This is a genomic window from Thiothrix nivea DSM 5205 (assembly GCF_000260135.1).
GTDB classification, from domain to species: domain Bacteria; phylum Pseudomonadota; class Gammaproteobacteria; order Thiotrichales; family Thiotrichaceae; genus Thiothrix; species Thiothrix nivea.
The window spans coordinates 1,240,484-1,255,217 of sequence record NZ_JH651384.1; the positions used below are offsets into that span (position 1 = coordinate 1,240,484).

Consider the following 14,734-nt stretch of genomic DNA (forward strand, 5'->3'; position numbering starts at 1 on the left):
TGTTAATGAAATCGCATAACAGGTTCAAATCCTTCCTTTCCACCGGGGTCATTGCCTGCTCCCTGTGGCTGCTGACAGCTAGCGCCGGTTTACAGGCCGAAGAGGCTACCCGCATCAACTTGCAGGATACCGACATCCGCCAACTGATCGACATCGTGGCCAGGAGTACCGGCAAGAACTTCATCGTCGACCAGCAGGTGCGCGGCAAAGTAACCTTCATTTCCGGTAACGGGCTGGACAAGGATGGCCTATACGAAGCCTTCCTGTCAGTGTTACAGGTACACGGCTACGAAGCAGTGCAATCCGGCGACCTGATCAAGATTGTCCCCTCCGGCAAGGCGCGCGGCAACGTCGCCCCGCTGGTGGCGGACGCCACCGAAAGCGATGCGGATGAAACCATCACCCAGGTCGTCAACCTCGATTACATCCCCGTGACTACCGCCATCCAGACCTTGATGCCGCTCAGTGGTCAGGGTGAAACCAGCATCCTGCCCAACCAGGCCAGCAATTCACTGGTCATCAAAGGCAAGGCGCAGAATGTGGCGCGCCTGCTGGATGTCATCGCCAGCGTCGACAAGCCCAACAACGAAGATTTCGAGCTAGTTCCACTGGAATACGCAGTCGCCTCGCAAGTCGCCTCCACCCTGCAAGGGCTGATGTCCGGCGGCGCAGCGGCAGCTGGTGGTGGCGTCATCCCCGCCACCGGCAAGGTGTCAGCGGATGAACGTACCAACAGCGTCCTTATTTCCGGCGACAAGCAAACCCGCGAACGCATGAAAAAAGCCATCATCCGGCTGGATGTGAAACGCGCCATCGAAGGCGATACCAAAGTCATCCAGCTCCGTTACGCCAAGGCAGAAGACGTGGTAAACGTCCTCAATGGCGTCGCGCCCAACCTGCAACAGTATAGCGGCAGCGGGGGTGGGCAATATTACGATTACAGCTACACCCCACCAGGCTCGGGCGCTGCCGCTGCTGGCGGAAGCGGGCAAGGTGCGGTCAGCGCAACTTCCGGCGGCGTCAAGGTACTGGCCGATAAGAGCAGTAATTCCGTCATTATCAGCGGCCCGCCTACCTTGCAAAAGAACATGATCGCGGTCATCAACCAGCTTGACCGCCGCCGCGCCCAGGTACTGGTGGAAGCGGTCATCGCGGAAGTTTCCACCGACCTGTCCAACCAAATTGGGGCAGCCCTGATATCCAACGGTGCCAACAATGGCGGTAACGGCGCGGTCGGTTACAGCAACTTTGGCGGTTTGAACACCCTAGCGGGGCTGTACAGCGGCGTTACCACCAGCACCCTGACTGGAGTCCCCAACGGTTTCCTGATGGGGGGCGGCAATAACAGTTTCGGGGCGATCGTCGAAGCCCTCAAAGGCGACGCCGCCACCAATATCCTTTCCACCCCAACCCTAGTGACCATGGATAACGAGGAAGCGGAAATCACCGTCGGCCAGGAAGTACCCTTTATCACCGGCCAATCCACCAGTGCCGCCAACACTACCACCAACCCATTCACCACCATCGAACGTAAGGATGTTGGCCTGACCTTCAAGATCACCCCGCAGATCAACCGGGGTGAAACCGTCAACCTGAAGATTGAACAGGAATCCTCCACCCTGGCTTCCAGCAGCACCGGCGCTGCCGACCTGATCACCAACAAACGCCGCATAGCCACCAACGTCATGGTGGAAGATGGGCAGATTCTGGTATTGGGTGGCCTGATCCAGGACAATTACCGTGATTCCGAAAACAAGGTACCACTGCTGGGTGACATCCCCATACTGGGCGGCGCATTCCGCAATAACACCACCAACAAAACCAAAAGCAACCTGATGGTGTTCATCCACCCCGTCATCCTGCCGGATGGGCAATCCGCCGACGCCTACACACGCATGAAATACCACACCATGCAACAGCAACAACAGCGCAGCAAGGTACTGCAACGCACCCCACTGGCCGAAGGCGCATCCACCCTGCCACCGGACATGAACCAGGTCAGCAATGGCACGGCTGACGCCCTGCACAACCCGCCGCCGCCACGCGCACCAGCCAAAAAGACCCAGCAAACCCAATGCAACAAGGCAGACCCGTTCTGTAACGGGACGCTATGAGCGACAGGGAAGCCGCCAATAGCCCGGAGCCACAGGCCACAGAACCCCTGAACCTGCCCTACAGTTTCGCCAAACGACATGGCGTGTTGCTGCAAACCAACGGGCAACATCCACAAGTGTTGTGCCGCAGCGGCGTTGCCCCGCTGGCGCTAGCGGAAGTGCAACGGCTGATCAGCGGTGACCTGTATTTCCAGCCAGTCGACAATGAAACCTTCGACCGGCTACTGGCCACCCATTACGACCGCAGCCAGGTTGGCGCGTCCATGATGCAGGACATTGGCGACGATGCCGACTTGCAGGACATCGCCGGTTCCCTGCCCGAGCCGGAAGACCTGCTGGAATCGGAAGACGACGCCCCCATTATCCGCCTGATCAACGCCCTGCTCACCCAGGCGGTCAAGGAAGGCGCTTCCGACATCCACATCGAAACCTTTGAAACCCGCATGTCGGTGCGGATGCGCGTCGATGGCATCCTGCGCGAAATCATCGAACCGCCACGCAAGCTTGCCCCCATCATCATTTCCCGCATCAAGGTCATGGCACGGCTGGACATCGCCGAAAAACGCCTGCCGCAGGATGGGCGCATTTCGCTGCGCATTGCCGGGCGGGGCGTGGACGTGCGCGTTTCCACCCTGCCCTCCGGCCATACCGAACGGGTGGTATTGCGTCTGCTCGACAAGCAGGCAGGCCGCCTGAACCTGTCGCATCTGGGCATGGAGCCACGCATTTACGCCCGCCTGCAAGCTCTGATCGAAAAACCGCACGGCATCATCCTCGTCACCGGCCCGACCGGTTCCGGGAAAACTACCACGCTGTATGCTGCCCTCACCCATCTGAATGACCAGCGCCGCAACATCCTCACGGTAGAAGACCCGATCGAATACTACATCGACGGCATTGGCCAGACCCAGGTCAACAGCAAGGTCGACATGACCTTTGCCCGCGGCCTGCGCGCCATCCTGCGCCAAGACCCGGACGTGGTGATGGTGGGCGAAATCCGTGACCTGGAAACCGCCGAAATTGCCGTGCAAGCCAGTTTGACCGGGCATCTGGTGTTTTCCACCCTGCACACCAACACCGCTATTGGCGCGGTCACGCGGATGCAGGACATGGGCGTGGAGCCGTATTTACTGGCTTCCAGCCTGCTGGGGGTGATCGCCCAACGGCTGGTGAGGTTGTTATGCCCCGAATGCAAGCAGCCAGCCGCCGCCGATGATGGCGAAATGCAAATCCTGCGCCTTCAGAATACGCCCGGTTCCCAGCGCCCCATCCTCTACAAACCTGTCGGCTGCCCCACCTGCAACCACCGGGGCTTCGTCGGTCGTTTGGGTATCTACGAGCTGGTGGAGCTGGACGACGGCCTGCGCCAGATGATCCACGACCGCCGCAGCGAAATGCAGATGGAAGCTTATGCCCGCCAGACCTGCCCCAGCATCCGCGAGGATGGCATCCGGCTGGTGCTGGAAGGCAACACGTCGCTGGATGAAGTGTTGCGTGTCACCCGCGAGGATTCCCATTAGTGCCTGCGTATGAATACCTCGCACTCAATGCCGCCGGCAAGGAAGAGCGCGGCATCATGGAAGCCGATACCCCCCGGCAAGTACGCCAATTGTTGCGTAATCGTGACCTGATCCCGCTGGAAGTCAACGAAGTCGCGCAAAAACAGAAAAAGGCTGAAAGCCGTTCGTTTCTGGGTGGTGGACGCCTCAACCCTGCCGATCTTGCATTGATGACCCGCCAACTGGCCACCTTGGTGCGCGCCGGTTCCCCGATTGAAGAAGCCCTCGGCGCGGTAGTGCGCCAGACCGAACGCAACTCTGCCCGCCGCATGTTTTCTGCCATCCGTTCGCGGGTGATGGAAGGGCATCCGCTGGCAGGCGCACTGGGGCTGTTTCCCGGCGCATTTCCGGTGCTGTACCGGGCGACGGTAGGCGCAGGTGAACAGTCCGGCCACTTGCCCGAAGTGCTGGAGCGGCTGGCCGATTACACCGAAAACCGCCAGCATAACCAGCAAAAAGTCACCACCGCGCTGGCTTACCCTGCCGTGTTGCTGGTGGTAGCCATTGGCGTGGTATCCGCCCTGCTGCGGTTTGTGGTGCCAAAAGTGGTGGATGCTTTCGCCACGCTGGACATTGAACTACCCCTGCTGACCCGGATGCTGATCGCCGCCAGTGAATTCCTGCAACATTACGGGTTAGCACTGCTGATCGGCGTGCTGTTGCTGATTGCCGGTATTGTCTGGTTACTCAAACGCCCCGTCTGGAAACGCCGCTACCATAAGTGGTTGTTACGCCTGCCGATGGTCGGGCGTATCGTGCGCGGTGTTAATACCGAAAACTTTGCCCGCACCTTCAGCATCCTCAACAGCAGCGGCGTGACAGTGCTGGATGCGATGAAAATTTCCGCAGAAGTTGTCATCAACATCCCCATGCGCGAATCGGTACTGGAAGCCGCCGAACGGGTGCGCGAAGGGATGCCGATCCACAAGGCGCTGGAACGTTCCGGCTACTTCCCGCCGATGATGATCTACCTGATCGCCAGCGGTGAAGGCAGCGGCAAGCTGGATGAAATGCTGGAGCGCGCCGCCATCCAGCAGGAACGCGAAGTCCAGACCAAAGTTGCCACCATGTTAAGCCTGCTCGAACCCGGCCTGATTCTGGTGATGGGCGGTATTGTCACCATGATTGTCCTTTCCATTATGCTTCCTGTCATGGGCGGCATGTCTCAAATAATGCACTAAGTGCCATTACTTACCCTGATCACGCATTTCGTCAGCTAAATAGCTGCGATTATAAGTCATTGCGTTGAGGCTGATCGCTCCACAGTCGCATAGTGCTCCTATCGCAAACAATAAATTTTTTATTGAATATCAAAAATAATGACCGCTGGGATTTCTCCGTAATCCCGCGATCCACATGTGGAGCAAACGTCATGTCAGATACAAGCCTAGCGTTTCGGTTGACAGCAGCTTCTTTCTTTCAGGAAGGGGAATCAAGCAAGCAGGCTGCCCCCAGCATCCTGTATATCTATGCGCCTGAATACGACGTAACCCACATAACCGAGGTACTTAACCGTCACGGCATTCCTCATCTCGTTAACCAGTATAATATCCATGAATATGCCGGAAAAACCTTCTGCTTTTACCGGCGTTCAGAGTTAAGCAGTAAACAGCTCGCCTTTCTAGTCAATGCCGCCAGCGCAGGTGGTCAGGTCAATGCCCTGCTGGATTACCTCGACCAGCAATTGCAATTTGTGGAAGTTGAATTGCTGCACGGTGACTATTTACTGGAAAGCAACCTGCTGCACCGGAAGCTGCACCGGCAAACCCAATGGCAACGGCGTCTGTTGGACATTGCCATGGCGACCAGCCTGCTGGCACTAACCTTGCCGATATGGATACTGGCCGCGCTGGCTATCCGGCTGGAATCACCCGGGCCGGTATTTTTCCGCCAACGCCGTACCGGATTATTCAACCGCGAATTCGACATCATCAAGTTCCGCTCCATGTGCGAAGATGCGGAAAAGAATGGTGCGCGCTGGGCATCCCGCAATGACAGCCGCGTGACCCGAGTCGGCCAGTTTATCCGCCGTACCCGGATTGATGAGTTGCCGCAACTGTTTAATGTGCTGAAAGGCGACATGTCCCTGATTGGCCCACGCCCGGAACGTGAAGTCTTCATCCGCGAACTGGAAAAGCACATCCCGTTCTACCGCTTCCGCCACATGGTCAAACCCGGCGTCACTGGGCTGGCGCAGGTACGTCATACCTACGGTGCTTCCATCGAAGACGCCATGCACAAACACCGGCACGACATGTATTACCTCAAACATCAAAGCGTGTGGCTGGATCTGAAAATCCTGCTGAAAACCATCCAGATCGTGGTGACAGGCCAGGGGGTGTGAACCGCTGCGATCAAGCGGTTGAGGGCAGCACGGATTTTCCCGTATCATGCTGCCCTTCACCCTGACAAGGATTGCCGCGCATGGACACCCCTATCCGCATGACCGAATACAGCCACGGCTCTGGCTGTGGCTGCAAGATTGCCCCCGCCGTACTGGATGTAATCCTGCACAGCCAGCTTCCCGCCGATGTTTGTGACGCCCTGCTGGTGGGTAACAGTTCCCGCGATGACGCCGCCGTTTATGACCTTGGAAACGGCACTGCCGTCATCAGCACCACCGATTTCTTCATGCCGATTGTCGATGACCCATTCACCTTTGGGCGTATCGCCGCCACCAACGCCATCAGCGACATCTACGCCATGGGCGGCAAACCAATCATGGCAATTGCCATTTTCGGCTGGCCTCTAGATAAACTACCGCCGGAAGTCGGGCGCGAAGTGGTGGAAGGCGGGCGCAAAGCCTGCCAGGACGCAGGCATCCCACTGGCTGGCGGCCACAGCATCGATGCCCCCGAACCCATTTTCGGCCTGGCAGTCACCGGCATCGTCGAAACCCGCTGCCTCAAGCAGAACAGCACCGCTAAAGCTGGCAACAAGCTGTTCCTGACCAAACCCTTGGGTATCGGTATCCTCACCACGGCGCAAAAGCGCAAGGTATTGCTGCCGGAACACGCCAACCTCGCCATTGATGCCATGTGCCGCCTGAACACTATCGGCGCGCAATTTGGCGCTATGGAACACGTCAGGGCACTGACCGACGTAACCGGTTTCGGCCTTGGCGGCCACCTGCGCGAAATGTGCGAAGGCAGCGGCTTGCAGGCTGTCATCCAGTTCGACAAGGTTCCCGTACTGCCCAATATCCACCACTATCTGGAACAGGATTGCTCCCCCGGCGGTGCCCAGCGTAATTTCGACAGCTATGGCTATGCACTAGGTGACATGAATGAGCGCCAGCGGCAAATCATCTGCGACCCACAAACCAGTGGCGGCCTGCTGGCGGCAGTTGACCCTGCTGGTGAGGCGGATTTCCTGATGACCTGCCACGATGCGGGTCTGGATTTGCAACCCATCGGCTACCTACGCGAAGCCGTCGCTGGCGCAGCCTTGATCACGGTCGAATAAACCATGCCCCTATCCTCAGCAGGCAAAGGTTTACCGGTCGTGGAAGATTTGCAGGCACTGTTCCTGCAAGACCTGCCCATGATCGACGTGCGCGCACCGGTTGAATTTCGGGAGGGCGCATTCCCGCACAGCGCCAACCTGCCACTGATGAATGACGCTGACCGCGACGCCATCGGCAAGCGCTACAAACAACTCGGCCAAAACGCCGCCATCGAGTTGGGTTTACAGCGGGTCAGCGGTGACATCAAGGCAACAAGGGTCAACGCCTGGGAAACTTTCGCCCGCCAGCATCCTGAAGGTGTACTGTACTGCTTCCGTGGTGGGCTGCGTTCGCGCACTTCCCAGCAATGGCTGTACGAGCAGACCGGCATTGCCTACCCACGTGTACAAGGCGGGTACAAGGCCATGCGCCGTTTCCTGCTGGAGCAGCTGGAAAGCCTACCTGCGCAACTTCGCCCCGTGATTCTGAGTGGGCGCACCGGCTCGGGCAAAACCCGTTTCCTGCGCACTTTCCAGCAACAGATTGACTTGGAAGCATTCGCCAACCACCGTGGTTCGGCATTCGGCACGCAACCGACCCCCCAGCCCACCCAGATCCATTTTGAAAATGCGCTGGCCATAGCCATCATGCGCAAATTACATCAAGGGCAAAGCGCACTGCTGTTTGAAGATGAAAGCCGCATGATTGGTTCGGTGCATATTCCCGAGATTTTTTTCAACGTTTTGCGGAATGCGCCGCTCGTTCTGATGCAGGTAGCGGATGAAGAACGGGTAGAAATCAGTTATCAGGAATATGTGGTGGATAATCATGCAGCATTCACCGCGCTTGCTGATGGTAACGCCGAGGCTGGCTTTGCTGCGTACAGCGCCTACCTGCTGGGCAGCTTGGATAAAATCCAGCGGCGGCTGGGCGGGGTACGTTACCAGCAGGTACGCAAGATTATGCAGACAGCGCTGGAACAACAAGCCGCTACAGGTTCAACGGAAGCCCATTACGATTGGGTACGCTTTATACTGCTGGATTACTACGACCCGATGTATGACTACCAGATCAGTAAGAAACAACATCGACTGGTGTTTAGCGGTTCACCAGCCGATGTGCGGGAATACCTGCGGGATCAAAACATTACGTAATCACATCGGCAGCTTCGCGCCCGGTCAATTCCTCGATCCGCGCGACCTGCTGGGCAATGGCGAGCAGATCCGCCAGCGCTTCCTGCACATCCTGATCATGCTTGCTGGCATCCGGTTCGTATTTTTCCAGATAGACGCGCAGGGTTGCGCCTTGTGTGCCAGTTCCGGACAGGCGGAAAATGATGCGCGAACCATCGGCAAACAGGATGCGGATACCCTGGTTCTTGCTGACGGAGCCATCCACCGGGTCGGTGTAGGTAAAGCTGTCTGCCTTGTCAACTGTCAATGCACCGAACTGTTTGCCTGCCAGTGAGGGCAACTGCCCCAGCAAGGCATCGACCAGCACATTGGCGTCTTGCAGCTCAATCTCTTCGTAATCGTGGCGGGAATAGTAATTGCGGCCATATTCAGCCCAGTGGCTACGCACGATATTTTCCACCGAATCCTGCTTTTCCGCCAGCAGGTTGAGCCAGAACAGTACTGCCCACAGCCCATCCTTTTCGCGTACATGGTCGGAACCGATGCCGAAGCTTTCTTCGCCGCACAGGGTGATTTTGCCTGCATCCAGCAGGTTGCCGAAGAATTTCCAGCCGGTGGGCGTTTCATAACAAGCCAAACCCAACTTGGCGGCTACCCGGTCTGGTGCCTGGCTGGTCGGCATGGAACGCGCCACCCCGGCAATACCGTTACGGTAGCCCGGAACCAATGTGGCATTCGCCGCCAGCACCGCAAGGCTGTCACTGGGTGTGACGAAAAAGCGCTTGCCGAGGATCATGTTGCGGTCGCCATCGCCATCCGAGGCTGCGCCGAAATCAATCTCCGAATTGCGGGCGTAGAGCAGGTTCATCAGCTCCTTGGCGTGCGCCTGGTTGGGGTCAGGGTGGCCGCCACCGAAATCCGCCAGCGGCTGGCCATGAATAACCGTGCCAACCGGAGCACCCAGGCGCTGTTCCAGAATCCTGTGCGCATAAGGGCCAGTCACCGCGTGCATGGCGTCAAAACGCATCTTGAATTTGCCGGATTGCAGCAACGCAGCAATCTTGTTGAAATCGAAAATGGTTTCCATCAGCGCCAGATAGTCACTGACGGAATCAATCACTTCGATCTTCATGCCAGCGAGTTCATAGCTACCCAGCTTGTCAACAGGGATAGGTTGGATCGGCGCAATGTGGTATTCCTGAATCTGTTTGGACGCAGCAAAAATGGCCTCGGTCATACTTTCCGGCGCTGGCCCACCGTTCGGCCCGTTGAACTTGACGCCAAAATCGCCTTCCGGCCCACCTGCATTGTGGCTGGCTGACAGGATAATGCCACCCGCCGCCTGATACTTGCGGATCAGGTTGGAAGCCGCCGGGGTCGACAGTATGCCCCCCTGCCCCAAGATGACCCGCCCAAAACCTGCTGCCGCCGCCATCCGCAGAATGATCTGGATGGCCTCACGATTAAAATAACGCCCGTCACCACCCAGGATCAGGGTGCTACCCCCAATGTTGTCCAGGGTATTGAAAATGGCTTGTACAAAAGTTTGCAGATAATCCGGCTTCTTGAACTGTTTGACGCTCTTGCGCAAACCGGAAGTACCGGGTTTTTGGTCATCAAAAGGTGTGGTCTTGATTATCTGGATAGTCATGGGAGTACGCTTGCCAGTTGGTTTTTGTTAGGATCAGGAATTGTCTGCACAGCATCGCAGCCGTACAAAATGTTGACCCATTATGGATTTATGTTAGTTAAAGAACAACCCGCAAACATATCCCCCCAGCCAAAATCTTTTGCCGCGCTGATGGAGATGTACGAAATTAATTACATGCAACTGCGTCTGTTATGCGGCGACATCCGTATATTGCCTAAAGACACGGTTTCCAGGGTCGAAGGCAGCATCCCTGTGTTGCTGAGCATTGAGGAAAACACCCGCCACACCACCACACTGCTGCTGACTTACCTGTTCCATGAGAACGACGGCAGCCAGGATAACCGCCCTGACATGCTGGTTCGGGTTTACCACGACTCCCGGCAGGCGGAGGTCATCAGCCACCGCTGCCGTTTGTCGGAAGACCGCATTCAGTATTGGGGCAAGGAGCTCGACACCATGCTGCTATGCCGTTGGCGCATGAACCGCTTTTTATACAAATGGACAAATTATTTACGGCGACAAGGACATTGCTTTTCGTGATACATATTATGTACAATTTTTGAATAATTAAAATTTTGTAATCTTTCTCTTGTTATACAAAATAACACATAACATTTCATATTTTGTATAGATATTGTCTGTCAATATTCTTGACTACCCCACTCGGATTAATTACAATACCAACTAATTCAGTCGGGAATTGAAATGCATAAGGAGCATAGACATGAAGCTGTCGACAAAAGGCCGGTACGCAGTTACCGCGATGATGGATCTGGCGATCCATGACCATGAGGGCCCAGTTACCTTGGCCGACATTTCCCAATGCCAAGGCATATCCCTGTCTTATCTCGAACAATTGTTCGCCAAATTGCGCAAGGAAGGTTTAGTGGAAGGTGTACGTGGGCCAGGTGGCGGATATCGCCTGGGGCGTCCTGCCAGCCAGATCAGCATCGCGGAGATCATCAACGCGGTTGATGAAAACATTGATGTTACCCGTTGTCTTGGCAACAAGGATTGTCACGGTGGTGAAAAGTGCCTGACCCATCAATTGTGGGAAGACCTGAGTAACCGGTTGTACGAATTCCTGGATAACCTGACATTGGCAAATTTTATCAACCGCCCTGAAATCCGCGAGGTATCGCGTCGGCAGGACACCATTGCCAGCCGCATTGCGACCATGTTCCCGCCCCGCCCCAGCATTGGCGCAGTTGCGAACTTCTAGGTTAGGGTTTTAGGGGTTGGGAAGGCGGCCACTGGCCGCCCAACTATTACGCGGGAGTATGTTCTTCTGTCTCGGTACGGACATTGAACTGATGCAAGGTCATGACCGGTTGTATTTGCAGCATAGTCAATTTGCCCAGGCTTCGGTCATCCAGCAGTGATGCGCCCGTATCAATGTAGTAAAAATTTGCCGTGCGCAAAGGTTTGCTGACCGGGGTATGGCCGAACACCACAAGATCAATCCCTTCTACTGGGACTGTCCGTCCCATCATTTTGAAATGCTTGTAGCGGTTACGCGACCACAGGGCATATTCTTCCATATCCGGGTCGGCTTCCAGCGTGCGGATGAACTGATGCCATGGGATGCCAGTGGGAATATCAGCGTGGACAATGCCAATATGCCCATTAGCGGTTGATACCTCAAAAGCCAGCGGCAATTTCTCCACCACGTTGCGGATACGTGGGCGCATATTCTCGGGAACTTGTCGCCACCAAGCGCCGCCATTGTAGCGTGTCCAGTTTTCAAGAACTGCCTGACTGTATTCAGAATCCAGCAACATGCGCTCATGGTTACCCATGATTGCATGGAACCAATCGTAATTCAGGAACTCAATAACCCGATGCGATTCCTGCCCCCGGTCAATCAAGTCACCGACGGAAAATACCCGGTCGCGGCTGCGGTCAAAAGCAAGCCGTTGCAACATTTGTTCAAACGCAGAAAAAGAACCATGGATATCGCCCACGACGAAGTCGCGTCCATTTGAATTCTTACCGAAAAATTTGAAAGGCGTGTAACACATGGTTTGATCTCAGGAATAACCCAACTAAAAATTAGCCAGTCAGAACAGGCTTGGTAATTTTCTTTGTTATGACACCCACTTTACCAGCATTCCTTCTGGAAAAAAGCTTACCGCATATAACTGTAATAAGAAATAACTTTCCACTATATTTTTTCTGAATTAAAGGAATTTAGCGCGGCAATAAATACCAGCGCCCAACCGATGATAAAGCTCGCCCCGCCCACTGGGGTTACTGCGACGATACTTTTATATCCTGTCAAAACATAAACATACAGGCTACCGGAAAACAATACAATACCCAGTGTAAAAGCGTGGCCAGCATAGTTGATCAATTTATTCTTCACTTGATTATAAAATATATTTATTATTAATAATGCTAACGAATGATAAAACTGGTACTCGACACCGGTATGAAATCGTTGCAACATCTTGGCGTCCACCAGTTTCTCCAGCCCATGCGCCCCGAATGCCCCCAACATGACTGCGAGCATTCCCGACAGGCTGCCAATCATCAGAAAATAGTTTTGCTGCACAACTTAAGACCTATGGATACACACGTAAAACGCCAATTATACCGCATCATCCTCAAACTGATGGCGTGGCTGGGGATTTTTCTATTGCTAGGCGTGTTCTTGCGCAGTTGCTTTGCCTAAGTAAACATCATAACGGACTGCCTTCCCGCCAATCACGAAAGCAGGCTGGCTCCCCGCCAGCACTGGCGCGTGGCGCGGGCGCTTCACCACTACCCGGTGTTTGGCGTAACGGCAAGCCAGCCCCAGCAGGCTGTCGCTGTCTGCGTCAGCCCCCACTACCGCGTGGAAAAAGCGCATTTCTTTTTGTACCAAGGCTGTCTTGCGCCGTTCCGGAAACATAGGGTCGCAGTAGATTACGTCTGGCTGGGAAACAGCGCCAAATTGTTCCAGCCATGCGTGCGCATCGGCCAGATGCAAGGTCATGCGGCTGACAGTTTCCAGCACTTCGGCGCTATCGCTTGCCAGGGCGCGCTTCATGGCATCCTCCAATAACGCATGGACAATGGGTGAGCGTTCCAGCATGGTAACGCTGCAACCCAGGCTGGCTAACACAAAAGATTCGCGCCCAAGTCCGGCAGTTGCGTCAATAACATGCGGTTGTTTGAATTTGTGCAGGCCAATGGCTTTGGCGATATTCTGGCCTTTGCCACCACCGAACTGTTGGCGGTGGCGGGCTTTGCCCTCCAGAAAATCCACATAAACAGAACCAATTTTGGCGTCCTGCGTGTCGCGTAGTTCCAACCGTTCGGGTGTCTGCACCAGTTGATAACGGCCTGACATTAATAATGCGGGGGCGGGGGTTCGTCAGCCGAGCTACCCAGCAAGGCGGGTTCAAGCGCTTTGAGCTTGTCTTTGAGACGCTCGATTTCACCCAGAGCGCGGGTGATTTCCTGCTGTTGCAAGTAAACCTGCTGACTGAGGACTTCAATGGTTTGCTCCTGTTGCATGAACAGGAGCTCCAGTTTTTCCAGACGTTCTTCCATGGAAAAGATTAACGCCCCTTGTTGGCCGCAATCCGCATACGCAGGGCGTTGAGCTTGATGAAGCCTTCCGCATCTTTCTGGTTGTATGCGCCGCCATCATCATCGAAGGTGGCAATGGCGGAGTCGAACAGGCTGTCGTCAGACTTGCGGCCAGCGACAGTGGCAGCACCCTTGTACAGCTTCATGCGCACGATACCGTTAACGTGTGCCTGGGATGCGTCGATCATCTGCTGCATCATCTTGCGTTCAGGACTCCACCAGTAGCCGTTGTAGATCAGTTCGGCGTATTTCGGCATCAGGCTGTCTTTCAGGTGGGCAACTTCGCGGTCGAGAGTCAGGGATTCGATGGCTCGGTGGGCTGGCAGCAAGATGGTGCCACCAGGGGTTTCGTAGCAGCCACGGGATTTCATGCCGACGTAGCGGTTTTCCACCAGATCCAGGCGACCGATACCGTTGGCACCGCCCAGTTTGTTGAGGGTTTCGAGAATAGTCGCCGGGGACATTTCCTGACCGTCCAGCGCGACTGCATCGCCGTTGCGGAAGGTGATTTCGACGTAGGTTGGCTTGTCAGGGGCAGTTTCCGGGGAAACGCTCCAGCGCCACATGTCTTCTTCGGCCTCGAACCATGGGTCTTCCAGCGGGCCGCCTTCGTAGGAAATGTGCAGCAGGTTGGCGTCCATGGAGTAAGGGGATTTTTTGCCAGCCTTTTTGAAGTCAACCGGAATATTGTGCTGTTCAGCATAGGCCATCAGGGCTTCGCGGGAATTCATGTCCCATTCGCGCCACGGGGCAATGATTTTGACACCTGGTTTCAGTGCATACGCGCCCAGTTCAAAGCGTACCTGGTCATTACCCTTGCCGGTAGCACCATGGGAAATGGCGTCAGCACCGGTGGCGTTGGCGATTTCCACCAGACGCTTGGCGATTAGCGGGCGGGCAATGGAAGTACCCAACAGGTATTCACCTTCATAGATGGTATTGGCGCGGAACATGGGGAACACGTAGTCGCGCACGAACTCTTCGCGCAGGTCTTCGATGAAGATTTCTTCCGGCTTGATGCCCATGGCGAGGGCTTTGGCACGGGCTGGCTCGACTTCTTCGCCCTGGCCGATGTCAGCGGTGAAGGTAACAATTTCGCATCCGTAATTTTCCTGTAGCCATCTGACGATGATGGAGGTATCCAGCCCGCCGGAATAGGCCAGCACGACTTTCTTGACTGACTGTGCCATGTCTGTGTTCCCGTTTGGTGATCGAAACGGGGCATTATATGCGCTACACTCCTGCCTTGCACTACC

14 protein-coding genes are annotated in these 14,734 nt (G+C 55.6%); 8 read left to right on the top strand and 6 right to left on the bottom strand.

All coding sequences use genetic code 11. The features are described from left to right. The first annotated feature begins 5 nt into the window (after positions 1-5). The 6 genes from gspD (at position 6) to mnmH (ending at position 8,272) form a co-directional block, all read left to right on the top strand. A complete protein-coding gene (gspD, locus tag THINI_RS06435) occupies positions 6-2,114 on the top strand; it encodes a type II secretion system secretin GspD (protein ID WP_002707846.1) in 2,109 nt (702 codons plus the stop codon). After that, the gene (gene gspE / locus THINI_RS06440) at positions 2,111-3,634 is read left to right on the top strand and encodes a type II secretion system ATPase GspE (RefSeq protein ID WP_002707847.1); all 1,524 of its coding nucleotides are present in this window, start codon (positions 2,111-2,113) and stop codon (positions 3,632-3,634) included. Before gspD ends, gspE begins: the two co-directional genes overlap by 4 nt. Beyond that, positions 3,634-4,854 (top strand): type II secretion system inner membrane protein GspF, encoded by a 1,221-nt coding sequence (gspF, locus tag THINI_RS06445; RefSeq protein WP_002707848.1) that lies wholly within the window; start codon positions 3,634-3,636, stop codon positions 4,852-4,854. Before gspE ends, gspF begins: the two co-directional genes overlap by 1 nt. Before the next feature lie 191 nt (positions 4,855-5,045). Then, positions 5,046-6,017, top strand: a complete 972-nt coding sequence (locus THINI_RS06450; RefSeq protein ID WP_002707849.1) for a sugar transferase — start codon at positions 5,046-5,048, stop codon at positions 6,015-6,017. Positions 6,018-6,097: 80 nt separating this feature from the next. Continuing rightward, the gene (gene selD / locus THINI_RS06455; RefSeq protein WP_002707850.1) at positions 6,098-7,138 is read left to right on the top strand and encodes a selenide, water dikinase SelD; all 1,041 of its coding nucleotides are present in this window, start codon (positions 6,098-6,100) and stop codon (positions 7,136-7,138) included. A 3-nt stretch (positions 7,139-7,141) separates the two neighbouring features. Further along, the gene (gene mnmH, locus THINI_RS06460) at positions 7,142-8,272 is read left to right on the top strand and encodes a tRNA 2-selenouridine(34) synthase MnmH (RefSeq protein WP_050988004.1); all 1,131 of its coding nucleotides are present in this window, start codon (positions 7,142-7,144) and stop codon (positions 8,270-8,272) included. Here the strand turns inward: mnmH and THINI_RS06465 are convergent. Beyond that, positions 8,265-9,902 carry an alpha-D-glucose phosphate-specific phosphoglucomutase gene (locus THINI_RS06465; RefSeq protein ID WP_002707852.1) on the bottom strand — a complete coding sequence of 546 codons (1,638 nt, stop codon included), beginning with the start codon at positions 9,900-9,902 and terminating at the stop codon, positions 8,265-8,267. The genes mnmH and THINI_RS06465 overlap by 8 nt on opposite strands. A gap of 174 nt (positions 9,903-10,076) precedes the next feature. Here THINI_RS06465 and THINI_RS06470 point away from each other — a divergent pair, with 174 nt between their 5' ends. Both THINI_RS06470 and iscR read left to right on the top strand, forming a co-directional pair. Then, positions 10,077-10,442 (top strand): DUF1249 domain-containing protein, encoded by a 366-nt coding sequence (locus THINI_RS06470; RefSeq protein ID WP_245536581.1) that lies wholly within the window; start codon positions 10,077-10,079, stop codon positions 10,440-10,442. A gap of 184 nt (positions 10,443-10,626) precedes the next feature. After that, positions 10,627-11,124: a Fe-S cluster assembly transcriptional regulator IscR gene (gene iscR / locus THINI_RS06475; RefSeq protein WP_002707854.1), complete on the top strand. Its 498-nt coding sequence runs from the start codon at positions 10,627-10,629 to the stop codon at positions 11,122-11,124. Between the two features lie 46 nt (positions 11,125-11,170). Here iscR and THINI_RS06480 read toward each other — a convergent pair whose 3' ends face one another. The 5 genes from THINI_RS06480 to THINI_RS06500 form a co-directional block, all read right to left on the bottom strand. Continuing rightward, complete coding sequence (locus THINI_RS06480; protein ID WP_245536582.1) at positions 11,171-11,866, bottom strand: metallophosphoesterase; 696 nt, start codon at positions 11,864-11,866, stop codon at positions 11,171-11,173. Between the two features lie 200 nt (positions 11,867-12,066). Beyond that, entirely contained in the window at positions 12,067-12,435 is a 369-nt protein-coding gene (locus THINI_RS06485; RefSeq protein ID WP_040839168.1) for a DUF423 domain-containing protein, read from the bottom strand. 108 nt (positions 12,436-12,543) lie between these two features. Continuing rightward, entirely contained in the window at positions 12,544-13,236 is a 693-nt protein-coding gene (locus THINI_RS06490; RefSeq protein ID WP_002707857.1) for a class I SAM-dependent methyltransferase, read from the bottom strand. Beyond that, the gene (locus THINI_RS06495; RefSeq protein ID WP_002707858.1) at positions 13,236-13,439 is read right to left on the bottom strand and encodes a SlyX family protein; all 204 of its coding nucleotides are present in this window, start codon (positions 13,437-13,439) and stop codon (positions 13,236-13,238) included. The genes THINI_RS06490 and THINI_RS06495 overlap by 1 nt, the downstream gene beginning before the upstream one ends. An 8-nt stretch (positions 13,440-13,447) precedes the next feature. Then, positions 13,448-14,668, bottom strand: coding sequence for an argininosuccinate synthase (locus THINI_RS06500; protein ID WP_002707859.1), 1,221 nt, complete (start codon positions 14,666-14,668; stop codon positions 13,448-13,450). Between the last annotated feature and the right edge of the window lie 66 nt (positions 14,669-14,734).

Coding starts and splice junctions, on each gene's coding strand:
- THINI_RS06485 (WP_040839168.1), bottom strand. CDS start 12,435: ATGATTGGCAGCCTGTCGGGAATGCTCGCAGTCATGTTGGGGGCATTC.
- gspD (WP_002707846.1), top strand. CDS start 6: ATGAAATCGCATAACAGGTTCAAATCCTTCCTTTCCACCGGGGTCATT.
- THINI_RS06470 (WP_245536581.1), top strand. CDS start 10,077: ATGCAACTGCGTCTGTTATGCGGCGACATCCGTATATTGCCTAAAGAC.
- gspE (WP_002707847.1), top strand. CDS start 2,111: ATGAGCGACAGGGAAGCCGCCAATAGCCCGGAGCCACAGGCCACAGAA.
- THINI_RS06465 (WP_002707852.1), bottom strand. CDS start 9,902: ATGACTATCCAGATAATCAAGACCACACCTTTTGATGACCAAAAACCC.
- THINI_RS06495 (WP_002707858.1), bottom strand. CDS start 13,439: ATGGAAGAACGTCTGGAAAAACTGGAGCTCCTGTTCATGCAACAGGAG.
- THINI_RS06450 (WP_002707849.1), top strand. CDS start 5,046: ATGTCAGATACAAGCCTAGCGTTTCGGTTGACAGCAGCTTCTTTCTTT.
- THINI_RS06490 (WP_002707857.1), bottom strand. CDS start 13,236: ATGTCAGGCCGTTATCAACTGGTGCAGACACCCGAACGGTTGGAACTA.
- THINI_RS06500 (WP_002707859.1), bottom strand. CDS start 14,668: ATGGCACAGTCAGTCAAGAAAGTCGTGCTGGCCTATTCCGGCGGGCTG.
- iscR (WP_002707854.1), top strand. CDS start 10,627: ATGAAGCTGTCGACAAAAGGCCGGTACGCAGTTACCGCGATGATGGAT.
- mnmH (WP_050988004.1), top strand. CDS start 7,142: ATGCCCCTATCCTCAGCAGGCAAAGGTTTACCGGTCGTGGAAGATTTG.
- selD (WP_002707850.1), top strand. CDS start 6,098: ATGGACACCCCTATCCGCATGACCGAATACAGCCACGGCTCTGGCTGT.